The 13,410-nt window shown below is 64.3% G+C and carries 13 protein-coding genes; 7 read left to right on the top strand and 6 right to left on the bottom strand.

All coding sequences use genetic code 11. The annotated features are described in order from the left end of the window. The first annotated feature begins 74 nt into the window (after positions 1-74). Positions 75-1,103 carry a DNA topoisomerase IB gene (locus GGQ88_RS13780; protein WP_183614005.1) on the top strand — a complete coding sequence of 343 codons (1,029 nt, stop codon included), beginning with the start codon at positions 75-77 and terminating at the stop codon, positions 1,101-1,103. 143 nt (positions 1,104-1,246) lie between these two features. On the opposite strand, the gene GGQ88_RS13775 is transcribed toward GGQ88_RS13780, so the two are convergent. Next, positions 1,247-1,918, bottom strand: coding sequence for an HAD-IA family hydrolase (locus GGQ88_RS13775; RefSeq protein ID WP_183614004.1), 672 nt, complete (start codon positions 1,916-1,918; stop codon positions 1,247-1,249). A 61-nt stretch (positions 1,919-1,979) separates the two neighbouring features. On the opposite strand from GGQ88_RS13775, the gene glmU reads away from it, so the two are divergent. From glmU to glmS, 5 genes are all read left to right on the top strand, one after another. After that, complete coding sequence (gene glmU, locus GGQ88_RS13770; RefSeq protein WP_183614003.1) at positions 1,980-3,329, top strand: bifunctional UDP-N-acetylglucosamine diphosphorylase/glucosamine-1-phosphate N-acetyltransferase GlmU; 1,350 nt, start codon at positions 1,980-1,982, stop codon at positions 3,327-3,329. Positions 3,330-3,448: 119 nt separating this feature from the next. Beyond that, complete coding sequence (locus tag GGQ88_RS13765) at positions 3,449-4,228, top strand: type I restriction enzyme HsdR N-terminal domain-containing protein (RefSeq protein ID WP_183614002.1); 780 nt, start codon at positions 3,449-3,451, stop codon at positions 4,226-4,228. 136 nt (positions 4,229-4,364) lie between these two features. Next, positions 4,365-4,706, top strand: coding sequence for a type II toxin-antitoxin system RelE/ParE family toxin (locus GGQ88_RS13760; protein ID WP_183614001.1), 342 nt, complete (start codon positions 4,365-4,367; stop codon positions 4,704-4,706). Then, complete coding sequence (locus GGQ88_RS13755) at positions 4,703-4,993, top strand: helix-turn-helix domain-containing protein (protein WP_183614000.1); 291 nt, start codon at positions 4,703-4,705, stop codon at positions 4,991-4,993. Before GGQ88_RS13760 ends, GGQ88_RS13755 begins: the two co-directional genes overlap by 4 nt. 376 nt (positions 4,994-5,369) lie before the next feature. Beyond that, positions 5,370-7,193: a glutamine--fructose-6-phosphate transaminase (isomerizing) gene (gene glmS / locus GGQ88_RS13750; protein WP_183613999.1), complete on the top strand. Its 1,824-nt coding sequence runs from the start codon at positions 5,370-5,372 to the stop codon at positions 7,191-7,193. 105 nt (positions 7,194-7,298) lie between these two features. On the opposite strand, the gene gltX is transcribed toward glmS, so the two are convergent. The 3 genes from gltX to GGQ88_RS13735 all read right to left on the bottom strand — a co-directional run bounded on the left by gltX (position 7,299) and on the right by GGQ88_RS13735 (position 10,849). Next, positions 7,299-8,627, bottom strand: a complete 1,329-nt coding sequence (gene gltX, locus GGQ88_RS13745; protein WP_183613998.1) for a glutamate--tRNA ligase — start codon at positions 8,625-8,627, stop codon at positions 7,299-7,301. A gap of 40 nt (positions 8,628-8,667) precedes the next feature. Further along, positions 8,668-9,102, bottom strand: coding sequence for a hypothetical protein (locus GGQ88_RS13740; RefSeq protein WP_183613997.1), 435 nt, complete (start codon positions 9,100-9,102; stop codon positions 8,668-8,670). Between the two features lie 76 nt (positions 9,103-9,178). Beyond that, on the bottom strand, positions 9,179-10,849 hold the full coding sequence (locus GGQ88_RS13735; protein WP_183613996.1) for an NAD+ synthase: 1,671 nt from the start codon (positions 10,847-10,849) through the stop codon (positions 9,179-9,181). 101 nt (positions 10,850-10,950) lie between these two features. Here GGQ88_RS13735 and GGQ88_RS13730 point away from each other — a divergent pair, with 101 nt between their 5' ends. Further along, positions 10,951-11,886: a ribose-phosphate pyrophosphokinase gene (locus tag GGQ88_RS13730; RefSeq protein ID WP_183613995.1), complete on the top strand. Its 936-nt coding sequence runs from the start codon at positions 10,951-10,953 to the stop codon at positions 11,884-11,886. Positions 11,887-12,031: 145 nt separating this feature from the next. On the opposite strand, the gene GGQ88_RS13725 is transcribed toward GGQ88_RS13730, so the two are convergent. Then, positions 12,032-12,394 carry a hypothetical protein gene (locus tag GGQ88_RS13725; protein WP_183613994.1) on the bottom strand — a complete coding sequence of 121 codons (363 nt, stop codon included), beginning with the start codon at positions 12,392-12,394 and terminating at the stop codon, positions 12,032-12,034. A gap of 40 nt (positions 12,395-12,434) precedes the next feature. Next, complete coding sequence (locus tag GGQ88_RS13720; RefSeq protein ID WP_183613993.1) at positions 12,435-13,379, bottom strand: helix-turn-helix domain-containing protein; 945 nt, start codon at positions 13,377-13,379, stop codon at positions 12,435-12,437. Between the last annotated feature and the right edge of the window lie 31 nt (positions 13,380-13,410).

Below are 13,410 nucleotides of genomic sequence, written 5' to 3'. Positions count from 1 at the left end.
AATCGTTAGTGTTACATACGATCATGAAGCGTTGCAGCCGGAACCGCAAGCGGTCCTCGCCCGTTTGCCTCAACATGGAAAGCAATACCCCTTCGCACAACCCCGGTCTGGTATTCGTCGATGACAGCCTGCCCGGCGTTACGCGAAAGCGGTCGGGGAAGGGTTGGGCCTACTTCGACGCCACCGGCGCGCGCATCAAGGATCGCGACGAGATCGACCGGCTCAACGCCATTGCCCTGCCGCCCGCCTACGAACACGCATGGTTCTGCCCCGCCGCCAACGGTCACATCCTCGCCACCGGGATCGACGCCAAGGGCCGCAAGCAGTACCGCTATCACCCCGGCTTCCGCACCGCGCGCGAAGGCGAGAAGTTCGACCGTTGTGCCGCGTTCGGCCGCCTGCTCCCGCTGGTGCGCAAGCGCGTCGAGGAAGACCTCGACAGCCCGCAGCTGACCCGCGAACGCTGCATCGCCGGGATCGTCCGCCTGCTCGACAGCGGCGCGATCCGCATCGGCAACGAGGCTTACGTCCGCGCCAACAAGAGCTTCGGCGCGACCACACTGCGCATGCGCCACGCCGAGGTAAAGGGCCACGTCCTGCGCCTCCGCTTCCGCGCCAAATCGGGCAAGGAGCGCGAGATGCGCGTCACCGACCGCGGCCTTGCCCGCTTCGTCAAGAAGATGGGTGACCTGCCGGGACAGAACTTGTTCCAGTATCTGAACGACGATGGCAGTGCCTGCCCAGTCGGCTCGGCGGAAGTCAACGAATGGCTGCGCGAGACGATGGGTGACGATTTCACCGCGAAGCATTTCCGCACTTGGCGCGCGAGTGCGCTGGCATTCGAGACGCTGGCTGAGGCCAAGGAGAAGGTCCCGCTCAAGGCGCTGCTGAACGAGGTCTCCGAACACCTCGGTAACACGCCCGCCATCGCGCGCAAAAGCTACGTCCATCCCGCCGTGATGGCGCTGGTCGATCGGCAGGATGAGTGGCGCGAAACGCTGTGCCTGCCGCGCGCCACCCGCTGGCTCTCACGCCACGAACGCGGGTTGATAGCTTTGCTCGAGGAAGGCCCGGCTGCGGCGGAGTTGCTGGCTGTGGCGTGAGCACGCCAAGCGCGGCGCGACAGCAAAATCAAAATCCGCGCAGAGATCGCAGAGGCCGCAGAGAGGTTGCGCGACATCTTTGCGCTCTTTGCGTTCTCTGCGCGAAAATCCTAAAACCATCCAGCCAACACGACCGGGGGTTGTTAGTCCAACCCCTCCAAAGCCCCCACCAACTCATCGAAGTGCCCGATCACCACATCCGCCCCAAGCTCATCGGGCGGCAGATCGCAGAACCCGAAGCGCACCGCGACAACCGGCAACCCAGCCGCCCGCGCTGCTCCCATATCGAACGTCGTATCGCCCACGAACACCGCACGTCCGCCGCCGCACCGCTCGACCATTGCATGAAGCATATCGGGCTTGGGCTTTGCCGTCGCCGGCCCCAGGGTATCCCCGCCGATTACGCAGGCGAACCGCTCGGTCAGCCCCAGCGCGTCCAGCACCTGCACCGCCAGCGCCTCCAGCTTGTTGGTCGCCACCGCCAGCGTCACGCCCCGCGCCGCAAAGGCGTCCAGCATCGCCAGCCCGCCCGGAAACAGCCGGGTGTGATCCGCGATGTTCTCCGCATAGAACGCCAGCAATTGCGCCTGCAGGCCGTCGAACGCGGCCTCGTCGACCCCGCCCGATTCGGTCAGCGCCGCGCGCAATAACTGCGCCGATCCGCCGCCGATCAGCCGCGATACCTCGTCCAGGGGCACCGCAGGACGCCCCGCAATCGCCAGCGCATGGTTGAGCGCCATGCCGATGTCGTGGCTCGTATCGAGCAGCGTGCCATCGAGGTCGAACCCGACCACGTCGAAAGGAAATTTTGCCATCCGGTGCGCAAGTGGCCTCCCGTTCTGGAAAGCGCAAGAATTGTCTGGCAATGATGCGCGCATGACCCAAACGACACCTGTTGCCACCATCGTCCTCGCCGCCGGAAAAGGCACCCGCATGAAGAGCGACCTGCACAAGGTCCTCCACCCCATCGCAGGGCGCCCCATGCTGATGCACCTCCTCGCCAGCGCACAGACCCTCGCGCCCGCGCGGCAGGTCGTCGTCGCAGGCCATGGCCGCGACCAGCTCGAAAAGGCTCTGGGAGCCAGCGCCACCATCGCCGTGCAGGACCCGCAGCACGGCACCGCCCACGCTGTCCAGCAGGCCGAAGCCGCGCTGGCAGGCTTCGATGGCGACGTGCTGATCCTCTACGGCGACGTCCCCTTCGTGCGCGCCGCGACGATGCAGGCGATGCTCGACCGCCTCCATGAAGCCGACAATCCCACCGCCGTCGTCCTCGGCTTCGCGCCTGCCGATACGCTGCAATATGGCCGTGTGATCGCTGACGGCGACCGCATCGTGAAGATGGTCGAACACAAGGACGCGACCGCCGACGAACGCGCCTGCACCGTCTGTAATTCAGGGCTGATGGCGGTGCGCAGCGCCGACCTGTTCGGCCTGCTCGCCCGCGTCGGCAACGATAACGCGGCGGGCGAATACTACCTGCCCGACGTGGTCAACATCGCCATCGCCGACGGACGTACTTGCGCGGTCGTCGTCACCGACGATGCGGACGAAGTCGCCGGCATCAACTCCCGCGCCGAACTCGCCCAGGCCGAGGCCCGCTGGCAGCATCGCCGCCGACAGACCGCGATGGCCGACGGCGCCACCCTGATCGCGCCCGAAACCGTATGGTTCGCCTGGGACACGCAACTGGGCCGCGACGTCACGGTGGAGCCCAACGTCGTGTTCGGCCCCGGCGTCACCGTGGCCGACAACGTCACGATCCACGCCTTCAGCCACCTCGAAGGCGCAACGCTCGCCAGCGGAGTCCAGATCGGCCCCTACGCCCGCCTGCGCCCCGGCGCGGTGCTGGAAGAAAAGGCCAAGGTCGGCAATTTCGTCGAGATCAAGAACAGCACCTTGCACAAGGGCGCCAAGGCCAACCACCTGACCTACCTCGGCGACGCAGACGTCGGCGCGGGCGCCAACATCGGCGCAGGCACGATCACCTGCAACTACGACGGCTACTTCAAGCACAAGACCATAATCGGCGAACGCGCCTTCATCGGCTCGAACTCAGCACTGATCGCGCCGGTCAAGATCGGCGCGGACGCGATTGTTGCGGCAGGCAGCGCAGTGTCACGCGATGTGGGTGATGGTGAGTTGCGTATGGTGCGGGCAGAGCAACTGATGAAGCCGGGCTGGGCGGACCGGTTTCATGATGCGATGAAGAAGAAGAAGGGGTGAGGGGCTGGAAGTTGACTATGCGGCCCCGGTCGAGGTCGCAGAGGTTGACTGAGCGCACCGACGCTGGGTGAATTCGGATAATACCTTTCCGATCAAAGATTTGGTGACAGGGGCAACAGATGAAGCTTGCAAAAAAGACACAAGATAGGCTGGTCGCGGGCTTGAAACGCTATCAGCCCATTGTTCGTAAGCTGGCTGAGCGGGACATCTCGGAAGCTGATACGGTGACCGTGATCAAAGACATGCTCACGGATATCTTCGGCTACGACAAGTATGCCGAGCTGACGAGTGAGCAGCAAATCCGTGGCACATTTTGCGACTTGGCGATCAAGGTTGAGGGCAAAGTGCATTATCTGGCCGAAGTGAAGTCGGCGGGCACGACACTCAACGACAATCATCTTCGCCAAGCGGTGAACTATGGCGCACACCACGGAATCGAGTGGATTATCCTGACCAATGCGATCATTTGGAAGGTGTACCGTATCAGGTTTGGACAACCGATCGATTGGGACGAAGTCTATTGTTTCGACATGGGCGCGATTTCGTCACGGTCGCTGGAGGATCTGTCGAAGTTGGGAATGCTGTGTCGGGAGAGCATTTCAACCGACGCGCTGCAGGCGTATCATAAGCAGGCACAAATTCTGAATCGGTTTGTCATCGCCGAGCTCTTGCAGAGTGACGCGGTCGTTGGGGCGCTGCGTAAAGAGCTGCGCAGGTTGTTTGACGGACTCAAGACGTCGGATGACGAATTGCGGGTGTTCCTAACTAACGACGTGATTAAGCGCGACGCCATCGACGGCGAAGCCCCGAAGGCGGCAAAGGCGATGGTGAAGAAGGCCAATGTGGCGATCGCCAAGCGCGCGGCTAAGGTGGCCGCCTTGGCCGACGCCACCGATTGAGGCTAGGACATGGCACGGCATCACGCCAGCCAGAAAAGGATGCTGAAATTCCGATTGATAAGGCACCCAAGCGCTGAATCGACTCTTGTGGCTACATGTCATTGACATATGCGTCATTGACGCATAGATGAGTCAGATGGAGCGCCTCCTTACAGTTGTCGAACTGGCATCGTTCATCAAGCGCGCCAGAGCGATCATGTCGGATGAGGAGCGGGGCGAGATCGTCAGCTTTCTGGCGGCAAACCCTGAGTCGGGGATCTCGTTGGGCGGCGGCCTGCGTAAGGTTCGCATTGCGCGCGAGGGCGGCGGCAAGAGCGGCGGCTATCGCACGCTCTACGTGTTCGGAGGCGATACGATGCCGCTGTTCCTGCTGACGGTATTCGCCAAGAACGAGAAAGCAAACCTTAGCAGAACCGAACAGGCGGCAGCGGTCGCGTTGAGCAAGGAACTGCTCGCAACATACGGAGCCGGATCATGAGTGACGTGTACAACAGCGTGATGGATGGCCTGAACGAAGCGCTGGCTTTCGCGCGCGGCGGCAAGACCGGAGCTCTCGTCCATCATGTCGAGGTGCCCACCGTCGATGTCGCCGCGATCCGGGCCAGCACCGGCCTGTCGCAGGGCGCGTTCGCACGCAGTATCGGCGTGGCCAAGGGCACGCTGCTCAATTGGGAACACGGTCGCCGCCGACCAACGGGTCCCGCGCAAGTGCTGCTGGCGATGATCGCGAAGAAGCCGTCGCTGGTGAGCGAACTCCTGCGCTGAAATTCTCGTCGCCCCGGACTTGATCCGGGGTGAGGCTTTTCTTCTCTATGTTCGGTGGCTGACGTGGGGAGGGGCAGTAAGCCTCATCCCGGGTCAAGCCCGGGACGACGTGAAGGGGGGGCGCGAACTACTCCTCTATCCGTCATTCCCGCACAGGCGGGAAGCCAGTGCGGCGGCGCGCTGGATCCCCGCCTTCGCGGGGATGACGAAGCTCGTTTTGGGAATGGCGAAGGCATGCGCAAAGTGACAAAGGTGGTTCGCAACCAAACGGCTCCAGCGACTGGACAAACCTCGTCTCACCCCCAAATGGCAAGACAATCCCAACATCTTCGTGCCATAGCGGACCCTCGAGTCTCAGCAGGATCACACGACACCCATGTGCGGAATTATCGGAATTGTCGGCAAGGAACAGGTGGCGGACCGGCTGGTCGATGGCCTGCGGCGCATGGAATATCGCGGCTATGACAGCGCGGGCGTGTGTACGGTCGAGGGCGGGCAGCTTATCCGCCGCCGCGCGGAGGGCAAGCTGGGCAATCTGGTCATCGAACTGGCGCGCAATCCCGCGCAAGGGCTGATCGGCATCGCGCACACCCGCTGGGCTACCCACGGCGCGCCGACCACCAGCAACGCGCATCCGCACGCGACCGAACAGGTTGCGCTGGTCCACAACGGCATCATCGAAAACTTCAAGCCGCTGCGCGAGGCGCTGACCGCGCGTGGCCGCAAGTTCGAGAGCGAGACCGACACCGAAGTCGTCGCACACCTCGTGTCGGAACAGGTCGAGGCCGGCCTATCCCCGCAGGACGCGGTCAAAGCCGTGCTGCCGCAGTTGCGCGGTGCATTCGCGCTCGCCATCGCGTTCCGCGCGCATGACGACATGCTGATCGGCGCACGCCTCGGCTCGCCGCTGGTCGTCGGTTATGGGGAAGGGGAGACCTACCTTGGCTCGGACGCCTTGGCGCTCGCCCCGCTGACCCAGCGCATCACTTATCTCGAAGAGGGCGACTGGGTGGTGATCACCCGTGAAGGCGCGCAGATCTTCGATACGGATAACAACGAGGTGACGCGCCCCATCGTCGCCTCGGGCGCGACTGCAGCCGCGATCGAGAAGGGCAACTACCGCCACTTCATGCAGAAGGAGATCTTCGAGCAGCCGGTCGTCGTCGCGCAGACCCTGCGTTCGTATTTGCGCCGCGTCGAACAGACCGTCGCGCTGCCGCAGATCGACTTCGACCTTGCCAGCATCAACCGCGTCACCATCGTTGCCTGCGGCACCAGCTTTTACGCCGCGATGGTCGCCAAGTACTGGTTCGAACAGTTCGCGCGCCTGCCGGTGGACATCGATGTCGCGTCCGAATTCCGCTACCGCGATCCGGTTCTGGAAGAGGGCGGGCTGTCGCTGTTCATATCGCAAAGCGGCGAGACGGCCGATACGCTGGCCGCGCTGCGCCACTGCAAGGCGGCGGGGCAGACCATCGCGGTCGTCGTCAACGTGCCGACCAGCACCATGGCGCGCGAGGCGGACCTGCTGCTGCCGACTCACGCCGGCCCTGAAATCGGCGTCGCCTCGACCAAGGCATTCACCTGCCAGCTTGCCGTATTGGCCGCGCTTGCCGCGCACCTGGCGGTCAAGCGCGGGCGGATGAACCGTGCCGAGGAAGCCGCGATCGTCGAGCATCTGGTCGAAGTGCCCGCCGCGCTCAACGCCGCGCTGGCGCACGACGAGGAAATCGCCGCGATGGCCCATCTGATCGCGCCTGCGCGCGATGTGCTCTATCTCGGGCGCGGAGCGGACTATCCGCTGGCGCTGGAAGGCGCGCTGAAGCTCAAGGAAATCAGCTACATCCACGCCGAAGGCTATGCCTCGGGCGAGATGAAGCACGGCCCGATCGCCCTGATTGACGAATTGGTGCCGGTCATCGTGCTCGCCCCGTCAGGCCCGCTGTTCGAAAAGACCGTCAGCAACATGCAGGAAGTCCGCGCGCGCGGCGGCAAGGTCGTGCTGATCTCGGACGCCGAAGGCATCGCCGAAGCGGGCGAGGGGTGCCTCGCCACCATCGAAATGCCCAAGGTCCACCCGCTGATCGCGCCGCTGGTCTATGCCGTGCCGGTGCAGTTGCTGGCCTATCACGTTGCCGTGGCCAAGGGCACGGATGTCGACCAGCCACGCAATCTGGCGAAGTCGGTTACGGTGGAATAACGCTACACTTCCCCCCTCCCCGGCGGGGAGGGGCCGGGGGTGGGGGCTCGACAGACGGCGAACACCCCCACCCAGCCTCCCCGTCAAGGGGGAGGAGCAGGAAGGCTACCCGCGCAGGCGGCGGACGGCCTCGTCCTGCGCGATCAAGGGCAACAACGCAGCCATTTCCGGTCCGTGGTCCTGCCCGGTAAGCGCCTGACGCAGCGGCAGGAACAGTGCCTTACCCTTGCGCCCGGTGCTGTCCTTGAGCGCGCCGGTCAGCGCGCGCCACGGATCGGCGTTCCAGTCGAGCAAGGCAGCAACATCGGCGGCTTGGGCGAGGAATTCGCGTGTCTCGGCATCGAAGTCCGGCGCAGTCACTGGCCCGGTGACGACCTGCCACCAGTCCTTCGCCTCGTCGATATGCGCGGTATTGGGCCGGATCGCCTCCCACGCGGCCTCGCCCATGCCTGCGGGCAAGTGATGCGCCACGCGGGCAAACGGCAGCCTGTGCACGATCGCCGCGTTCACGCGGTGCAGGTCCGCCTCGTCGAACCGCGCCGGCGCACGGCCAAAGCGGGACAAGTCGAAGCTGGCCGCCAGCGCATCGGCATCGAGCGAAGGATCGACCGGATCGGACGTGCCCAGCCGGGCCAGTAGCGCCACGATCGCCTCGGGCTCGATGCCCTGGTCGCGAAAATCGGCCATACCCAGCGCGCCCAGTCTCTTGGACAGTTTGCCCTCGCTCCCGGTCAGCAGTGCCTCGTGCGCAAAGCGCGGCGGCTGTGCGCCGAGCGCGGTGAACATCTGGATCTGCGTCGCGGTGTTCGAAACGTGATCTTCGCCGCGCAGCACGTCGGTCACGCCCATCGCGATATCGTCGATGGCGGACGGCAGCATGTAGAGCCACGATCCATCCGCCCGCCGCACCACCGGGTCGGACATTTGCCGCGCATCGAAGTTCTGCGGTCCGCGAATGCCATCGTCCCATGTGATCGGCTGGTCGTGGTCGAGCAGGAACCGCCAGTGCGGCGCTTCGCCCGCTGCGGCCTTTGCGGCATGGTCGGCCTCGGTCAGATTCAGACCCGACCGGTCATAGATCGGCGGGAGCCCGCGCCCGAGCAGGACCTTGCGCTTGAGGTCCAGTTCCTGCGAGGTTTCATAGCACCGGTACAGCCGCCCCGCCGCAACCAGCTTCGCAAACTCGGCCTCATAGATCGCAAAGCGCGCAGACTGCCGCTCCTCGCCATCGGGATGCAGGCCCAGCCACGCGAGATCAGCGCGGATAGCGTCAACGTGCTCCTCGCGGCTGCGCTCGGCATCGGTATCATCGATCCGCAGCAGGAACCTGCCGCCGGTTTTCTTGGCCAGCAGCCAGTTGTGCAGCGCCGTGCGGACGTTGCCGACATGCAGCTTGCCGGTGGGTGAGGGGGCGAAGCGGGTTACCGTGGTCATGTGCGCCGCCCTATCGCGCGCGAGCGATTAGGGAAAGGCCTCAGGCGGACGGCAGCAGCGCGGCGGCGTGGACGGTGGCGTCATACAGTGCGCCATGACGCTCAACGCGGACGAACCCGTCGATGACTTGCCCAAATGACCCGCGATCGGCACCCAGCGCATTGCGCACAAGCGCCGCCAGCGTCACCTCGTCGGGCGTCATCGCCAGACAGCAGGGCCGGTTGACCATGAACGGCTCGGGCCAGACCTGCTTGATCGTCTGCACCAGCCCATGCACCGCGCACGCCGCCTCGATGCTGCGGTAGCGCTGCGCCAAGTCGGGCACCGGATCGCGCCCGGCCTGATCGAACATCGCGCACAGGCGCATCGCCAGCACCATGTGCAACCCGGACAGCGTCAGCCCGCGCACATCGTGCGGCCGCCCGAGCTTTTCGACGGCACCTGCGAAACGGGTGGAGGACTGCCCTGTCGACATATGCTTCCTTTCCTGCGAACGATTCGCAAGTTAGGTCAGTGCCATCGGCAGGTCAATGCGAATCGTTCGCAATAATCTACGACCCGGTGCGGAACCCGTGCGTCATCGGATAGCGCCGATCGCGCCCGTAATTGCGCGCGCCCAGCTTGACCCCCGGAGGCGCCTGCCGCCGCTTGTATTCGGCGATGTGCAGCAGTCGCTCGACCCGCACCACGGTTGCCCGGTCGAACCCTTCGGCAACGATCTGATCGACGCTCTTTTCATGTTCGACCAGCCCGAGCAGGATCGCATCCAGCACGTCGTAAGGCGGCAGCGAATCCGAATCCTTCTGATCGGGCCGCAGTTCGGCGCTCGGCGGCTTGGTGATGATCGTCTGCGGCATCACCGGCCCGTCCGGCCCCAGCCCGATGCGCGGGCGATGCTTGTTGCGCCATTCCGAAACCGCGAAGACGGTAGTCTTGTAGGCGTCCTTCAGCGGGTTGTAGCCGCCGTTCATGTCGCCATAGATCGTAGCGTAGCCGACGCTCATCTCGCTTTTGTTGCCGGTCGTCACCAGCATCGGGCCGAACTTGTTCGACAGCGCCATCAGCGTAACCCCGCGAATGCGCGATTGGATGTTCTCTTCGGTCAGATCCGGCTGCTTGCCCACGAAAGCGGGCGCGAGCATCTCCGCAAAGCCCAGCACTGCCGGATTGATCGGCAAGGTATCGAGCCGCACGCCGAGCATCCCGGCGCATCCCGCCGCATCGTCGAGGCTTTCCTGACTGGTGTAGATGCTCGGCAACATCACGCACCACACCCGCTCTGCCCCCAGCGCATCGACCGCGATCGCTGCGCAGATCGCCGAATCGATGCCGCCCGAAAGGCCGAGCACCACGCCCGGAAACCGGTTCTTGTTCACGTAATCGCGCAGGGCGAGAACCATTGCGCAGTAGATGTCCTCCGGGTGATCGGCCAGTTCGTTGACCTCGCCCGGCTCGCACCGCCAGCGATGGCCCGACCCGAACTGCGCGCGCGTCCATACCGTCGTGACGATCGATTCTTCCCAGTCGGGCATCTGCACCCACAGCGCGCCTTCTGGCCCGACGACGAAGCTCGCCCCGTCGAACACGATCTCGTCCTGTCCGCCGACGCGATTGAGATAGACCAGCGGAATCCCGGTATCGATCGCGCGGCGCTTGGCCACGCCATCGATCCGCAGCACGTCCTTGTCGATCTCGTAAGGGCTGCCGTTGACACAGATGAATATCTCCGCGCCCAGTTCGGCCAGGTGGCGGCACACGTCTGGCTGCCAGATGTCCTCGCAGATCGGCAGGCCGAGCATGACCCCCCTGAACAGCACGGGCTCGGGCAGCGGGCCGGGCATGAAATAGCGTTTTTCGTCGAAGGTGCCGTAATTGGGCAGTTCGACCTTGAACCGCGTCGCCGCTATCCGCCCGCCTTCGAGCAGTGCCACCCCGTTATGCAGCGCGCCATCGCGAACGAACACCGATCCTACCAGCATCGCCGGACCCCCGTCCGCCGTTGCTTCGGCCAGTTTCTGCAGTTCCGCCGCCGCCCGCTCGATCAACGCCGGTTTCATGATCAGGTCTTCGGGCGGATAGCCGATCAGTTGCAGTTCGGGATAGACGATCAGGTCGGTATCGCGCGCTTGTTCCCGTACGGCGAGCATCGCACTCGCGTTGGCTGCAAGGTCGCCCACCGACTGGTTGAGCTGGGCGAGGGTGATCCTGATGGTATCCGTCATTCCTCCTCACTAGGGCGCAACCCATGCGGCCTGCAAGAGTTGCAAACCTGTCATCTTGGGCTAATGCGCACGCGGGGATCGTTACCGAGGGAATCGCACGCATGAAGATCATGGCCGGCAACTCAAACCTGCCGCTCGCGCGCGCCATTTCGGCTTATCTCGAAGTGCCGCTGACCGATGCGAGCGTGCGCCGCTTTGCCGATGAGGAAGTTTTCGTGGAAATCCATGAGAACGTGCGCGGCGAAGACGTGTTCGTCGTCCAGTCGACCAGCTACCCGGCTAACGATAACCTGCTCGAACTGCTGATCTGCATCGACGCGCTGCGCCGCGCTTCGGCCAAACGTATCACCGCGGTCGTTCCGTACTTCGGCTATGCCCGCCAGGATCGCAAACCCGGTCCGCGCACGCCGATTTCGGCCAAGCTGGTGTCTAACCTGATCACTACGGCAGGCGCGGATCGCGTGCTTGCTGTCGATCTTCACGCGGGCCAGATCCAGGGCTTCTTCGATATCCCGACCGACAACCTGTTCGCAGCCCCGGTGATGGCGGCAGACATCCAGACGCGCTACGGTTCGCAGGAACTGATGGTGGTTTCGCCCGACGTCGGCGGCGTGGTGCGCGCCCGTGCACTGGCCAAGCGTCTCAATAACGCTCCGCTGGCCATCGTCGACAAGCGCCGCGATCGCCCCGGCCAGTCCGAAGTCATGAACATCATCGGCGAGGTCAAGGGTCGCATGTGCATCCTGATCGACGATATCATCGATTCGGGCGGCACCCTGTGCAACGCGGCCCAGGCGCTGCTCGATGCGGGCGCGGCTGGCGTATCTGCCTATATTACCCACGGTGTGCTCTCGGGCGGAGCCGTTGCGCGTGTTGCCAATTCCGCGCTCAAGGAACTGGTGATCACCGACACGATCATGCCGACCGAAGCGACCGCCACCTGCGATCGCATCCGCGTCCTGACCATCGCGCCGTTGATCGGCGAGGCCGTCCGCCGCATCGCTGACGAAAGCTCGGTCTCCAGCCTGTTCGATTAACTGAAGCTCGCAACTCACCAAAAATCCCCCTCCCCGACGGGGAGGGGCTAGGGGAGGGGAAGCGAGGCAAAGCCGAGCGTTTACGCCTGTGTGGTACACCCCCACCCAGCCTCCCCCTCAAGGGGGAGGGGCAAGTGATCAAATTCTAATTCTCGGCAGGCGGCGCTTTCGCCTCAAGCCTCAACCGCTCAAGCCACGCCCGCGCCTGCTTGGGTTCGCCCACTGCCTGCGCAGGCGGCTTGCCGCGCGCGGCCAGAAATTCGTCGTGCAGCCTGAACGGCTCCATGAACAGCGTCTCGCGCGCCTCGGCGATGAGGTCGGCAAGCTCGGTCAGGTTGTCCAGCACCGGCTGGGTCGCGGCGCGCATGATCTTGTCGGCGGTGTGATCGAACAGCCCCCACTTGCCGCTCGCGGTCACCTGCAGTGCCTCGATCAAGGCCTCCAGATAGTCCGCCTCCAGTTCGGAGCGGCGTTTGTCGAGACGTTCCAGTCGGTCAGCTCTTGCCATTCCCCGCGTTACGCAGCCGCTCGGCCACGCGCAACCGCGATCATTCCCAGGGCTTGATCCCACCCGGCGCGATTCGCTGGATCACCTCGAGGCGACGGCTCTGCCGCGTTTCCAGCCCCAGAGTCATCAGCGGTTGCGGTCGTTCCGTGAACTGGCGCGGGCTCATCCCGAACATGGCGGTGAACTCGCGGATCAGGTGGCTCTGGTCGTAATAGCGCAAGGCCAGCGCCTCGGCCTCCTCCTGATCGGCCACCCCTCGCAGATGGCTCGCCATGTCAAGCGCCCGCGCCCGCCGCAGGACCTGCTTGGGCGTCATCCCGAAATCACGCCTGACGATACGCTCGAGCCGCCGCTGCTCGACCCCCAGATCGTGCGCCAGCTGCGCGATGTTGACTGTGGGATCGGCAAACGCCTCCGCCTCGAACCGTGCCGAAATCGCCTCAGGCTCGCGCACGGAGCGGTCGAAGGCTAGCTTGCGCATCTCGGCCTCCATGGCTGCGATCCACTCTTCGGGCGTAGCTTCGGGATCGAACAGGCCCAGCCACCGGACTTCGGGCAGGCCGAGTTCGGTAAATGTCGACAACCTGTCGATCAAGGAGGTCGTGACCGGAAGCTTCAGCGCGTGGCATGCGCCGGGCCGGAGAAACACACCGACGCTCGTGAAACTGCCCGTGACGCTGATCGGCATGCGGCGTGAATGTGGGCCAAACAGCATAGCCGCGCGATCCGACATCCGAACACCGTCCGCCGTCGTCGCCTCCCACTTTCCACGCAACTGCACGCGGATACTGGCAAAATCGCTCAGCAAACCGCAGTCGAGCCGATGATCGGGTGGCGTATCGACCACCGTGACGTAGAAACGTCCGACCCACGGCTCCAGATCGGAGGCCGGAGCGCGACTGTATGAAATCGGCTGACCATCCTTAGTCACCCCGTTGGGCGAGACGATGGTGTGGTCGACCCCCGGTTTGTTGTTCCGACTCATGCCCTTGCGCCCCTGTATTCTTGCAGCCACC

This window comes from Novosphingobium hassiacum (assembly GCF_014196055.1).
In the GTDB taxonomy this organism is placed as follows: Bacteria; Pseudomonadota; Alphaproteobacteria; order Sphingomonadales; family Sphingomonadaceae; genus Novosphingobium; species Novosphingobium hassiacum.
This window is presented reverse-complemented; position numbering and strand designations above follow the sequence as displayed.

Coding starts and splice junctions, on each gene's coding strand:
- GGQ88_RS13720 (WP_183613993.1), bottom strand. CDS start 13,379: ATGAGTCGGAACAACAAACCGGGGGTCGACCACACCATCGTCTCGCCC.
- gltX (WP_183613998.1), bottom strand. CDS start 8,627: ATGACCACGGTAACCCGCTTCGCCCCCTCACCCACCGGCAAGCTGCAT.
- glmU (WP_183614003.1), top strand. CDS start 1,980: ATGACCCAAACGACACCTGTTGCCACCATCGTCCTCGCCGCCGGAAAA.
- GGQ88_RS13755 (WP_183614000.1), top strand. CDS start 4,703: ATGAGTGACGTGTACAACAGCGTGATGGATGGCCTGAACGAAGCGCTG.
- glmS (WP_183613999.1), top strand. CDS start 5,370: ATGTGCGGAATTATCGGAATTGTCGGCAAGGAACAGGTGGCGGACCGG.
- GGQ88_RS13780 (WP_183614005.1), top strand. CDS start 75: ATGGAAAGCAATACCCCTTCGCACAACCCCGGTCTGGTATTCGTCGAT.
- GGQ88_RS13740 (WP_183613997.1), bottom strand. CDS start 9,102: ATGTCGACAGGGCAGTCCTCCACCCGTTTCGCAGGTGCCGTCGAAAAG.
- GGQ88_RS13725 (WP_183613994.1), bottom strand. CDS start 12,394: ATGGCAAGAGCTGACCGACTGGAACGTCTCGACAAACGCCGCTCCGAA.
- GGQ88_RS13775 (WP_183614004.1), bottom strand. CDS start 1,918: ATGGCAAAATTTCCTTTCGACGTGGTCGGGTTCGACCTCGATGGCACG.
- GGQ88_RS13760 (WP_183614001.1), top strand. CDS start 4,365: ATGGAGCGCCTCCTTACAGTTGTCGAACTGGCATCGTTCATCAAGCGC.
- GGQ88_RS13765 (WP_183614002.1), top strand. CDS start 3,449: ATGAAGCTTGCAAAAAAGACACAAGATAGGCTGGTCGCGGGCTTGAAA.
- GGQ88_RS13730 (WP_183613995.1), top strand. CDS start 10,951: ATGAAGATCATGGCCGGCAACTCAAACCTGCCGCTCGCGCGCGCCATT.
- GGQ88_RS13735 (WP_183613996.1), bottom strand. CDS start 10,849: ATGACGGATACCATCAGGATCACCCTCGCCCAGCTCAACCAGTCGGTG.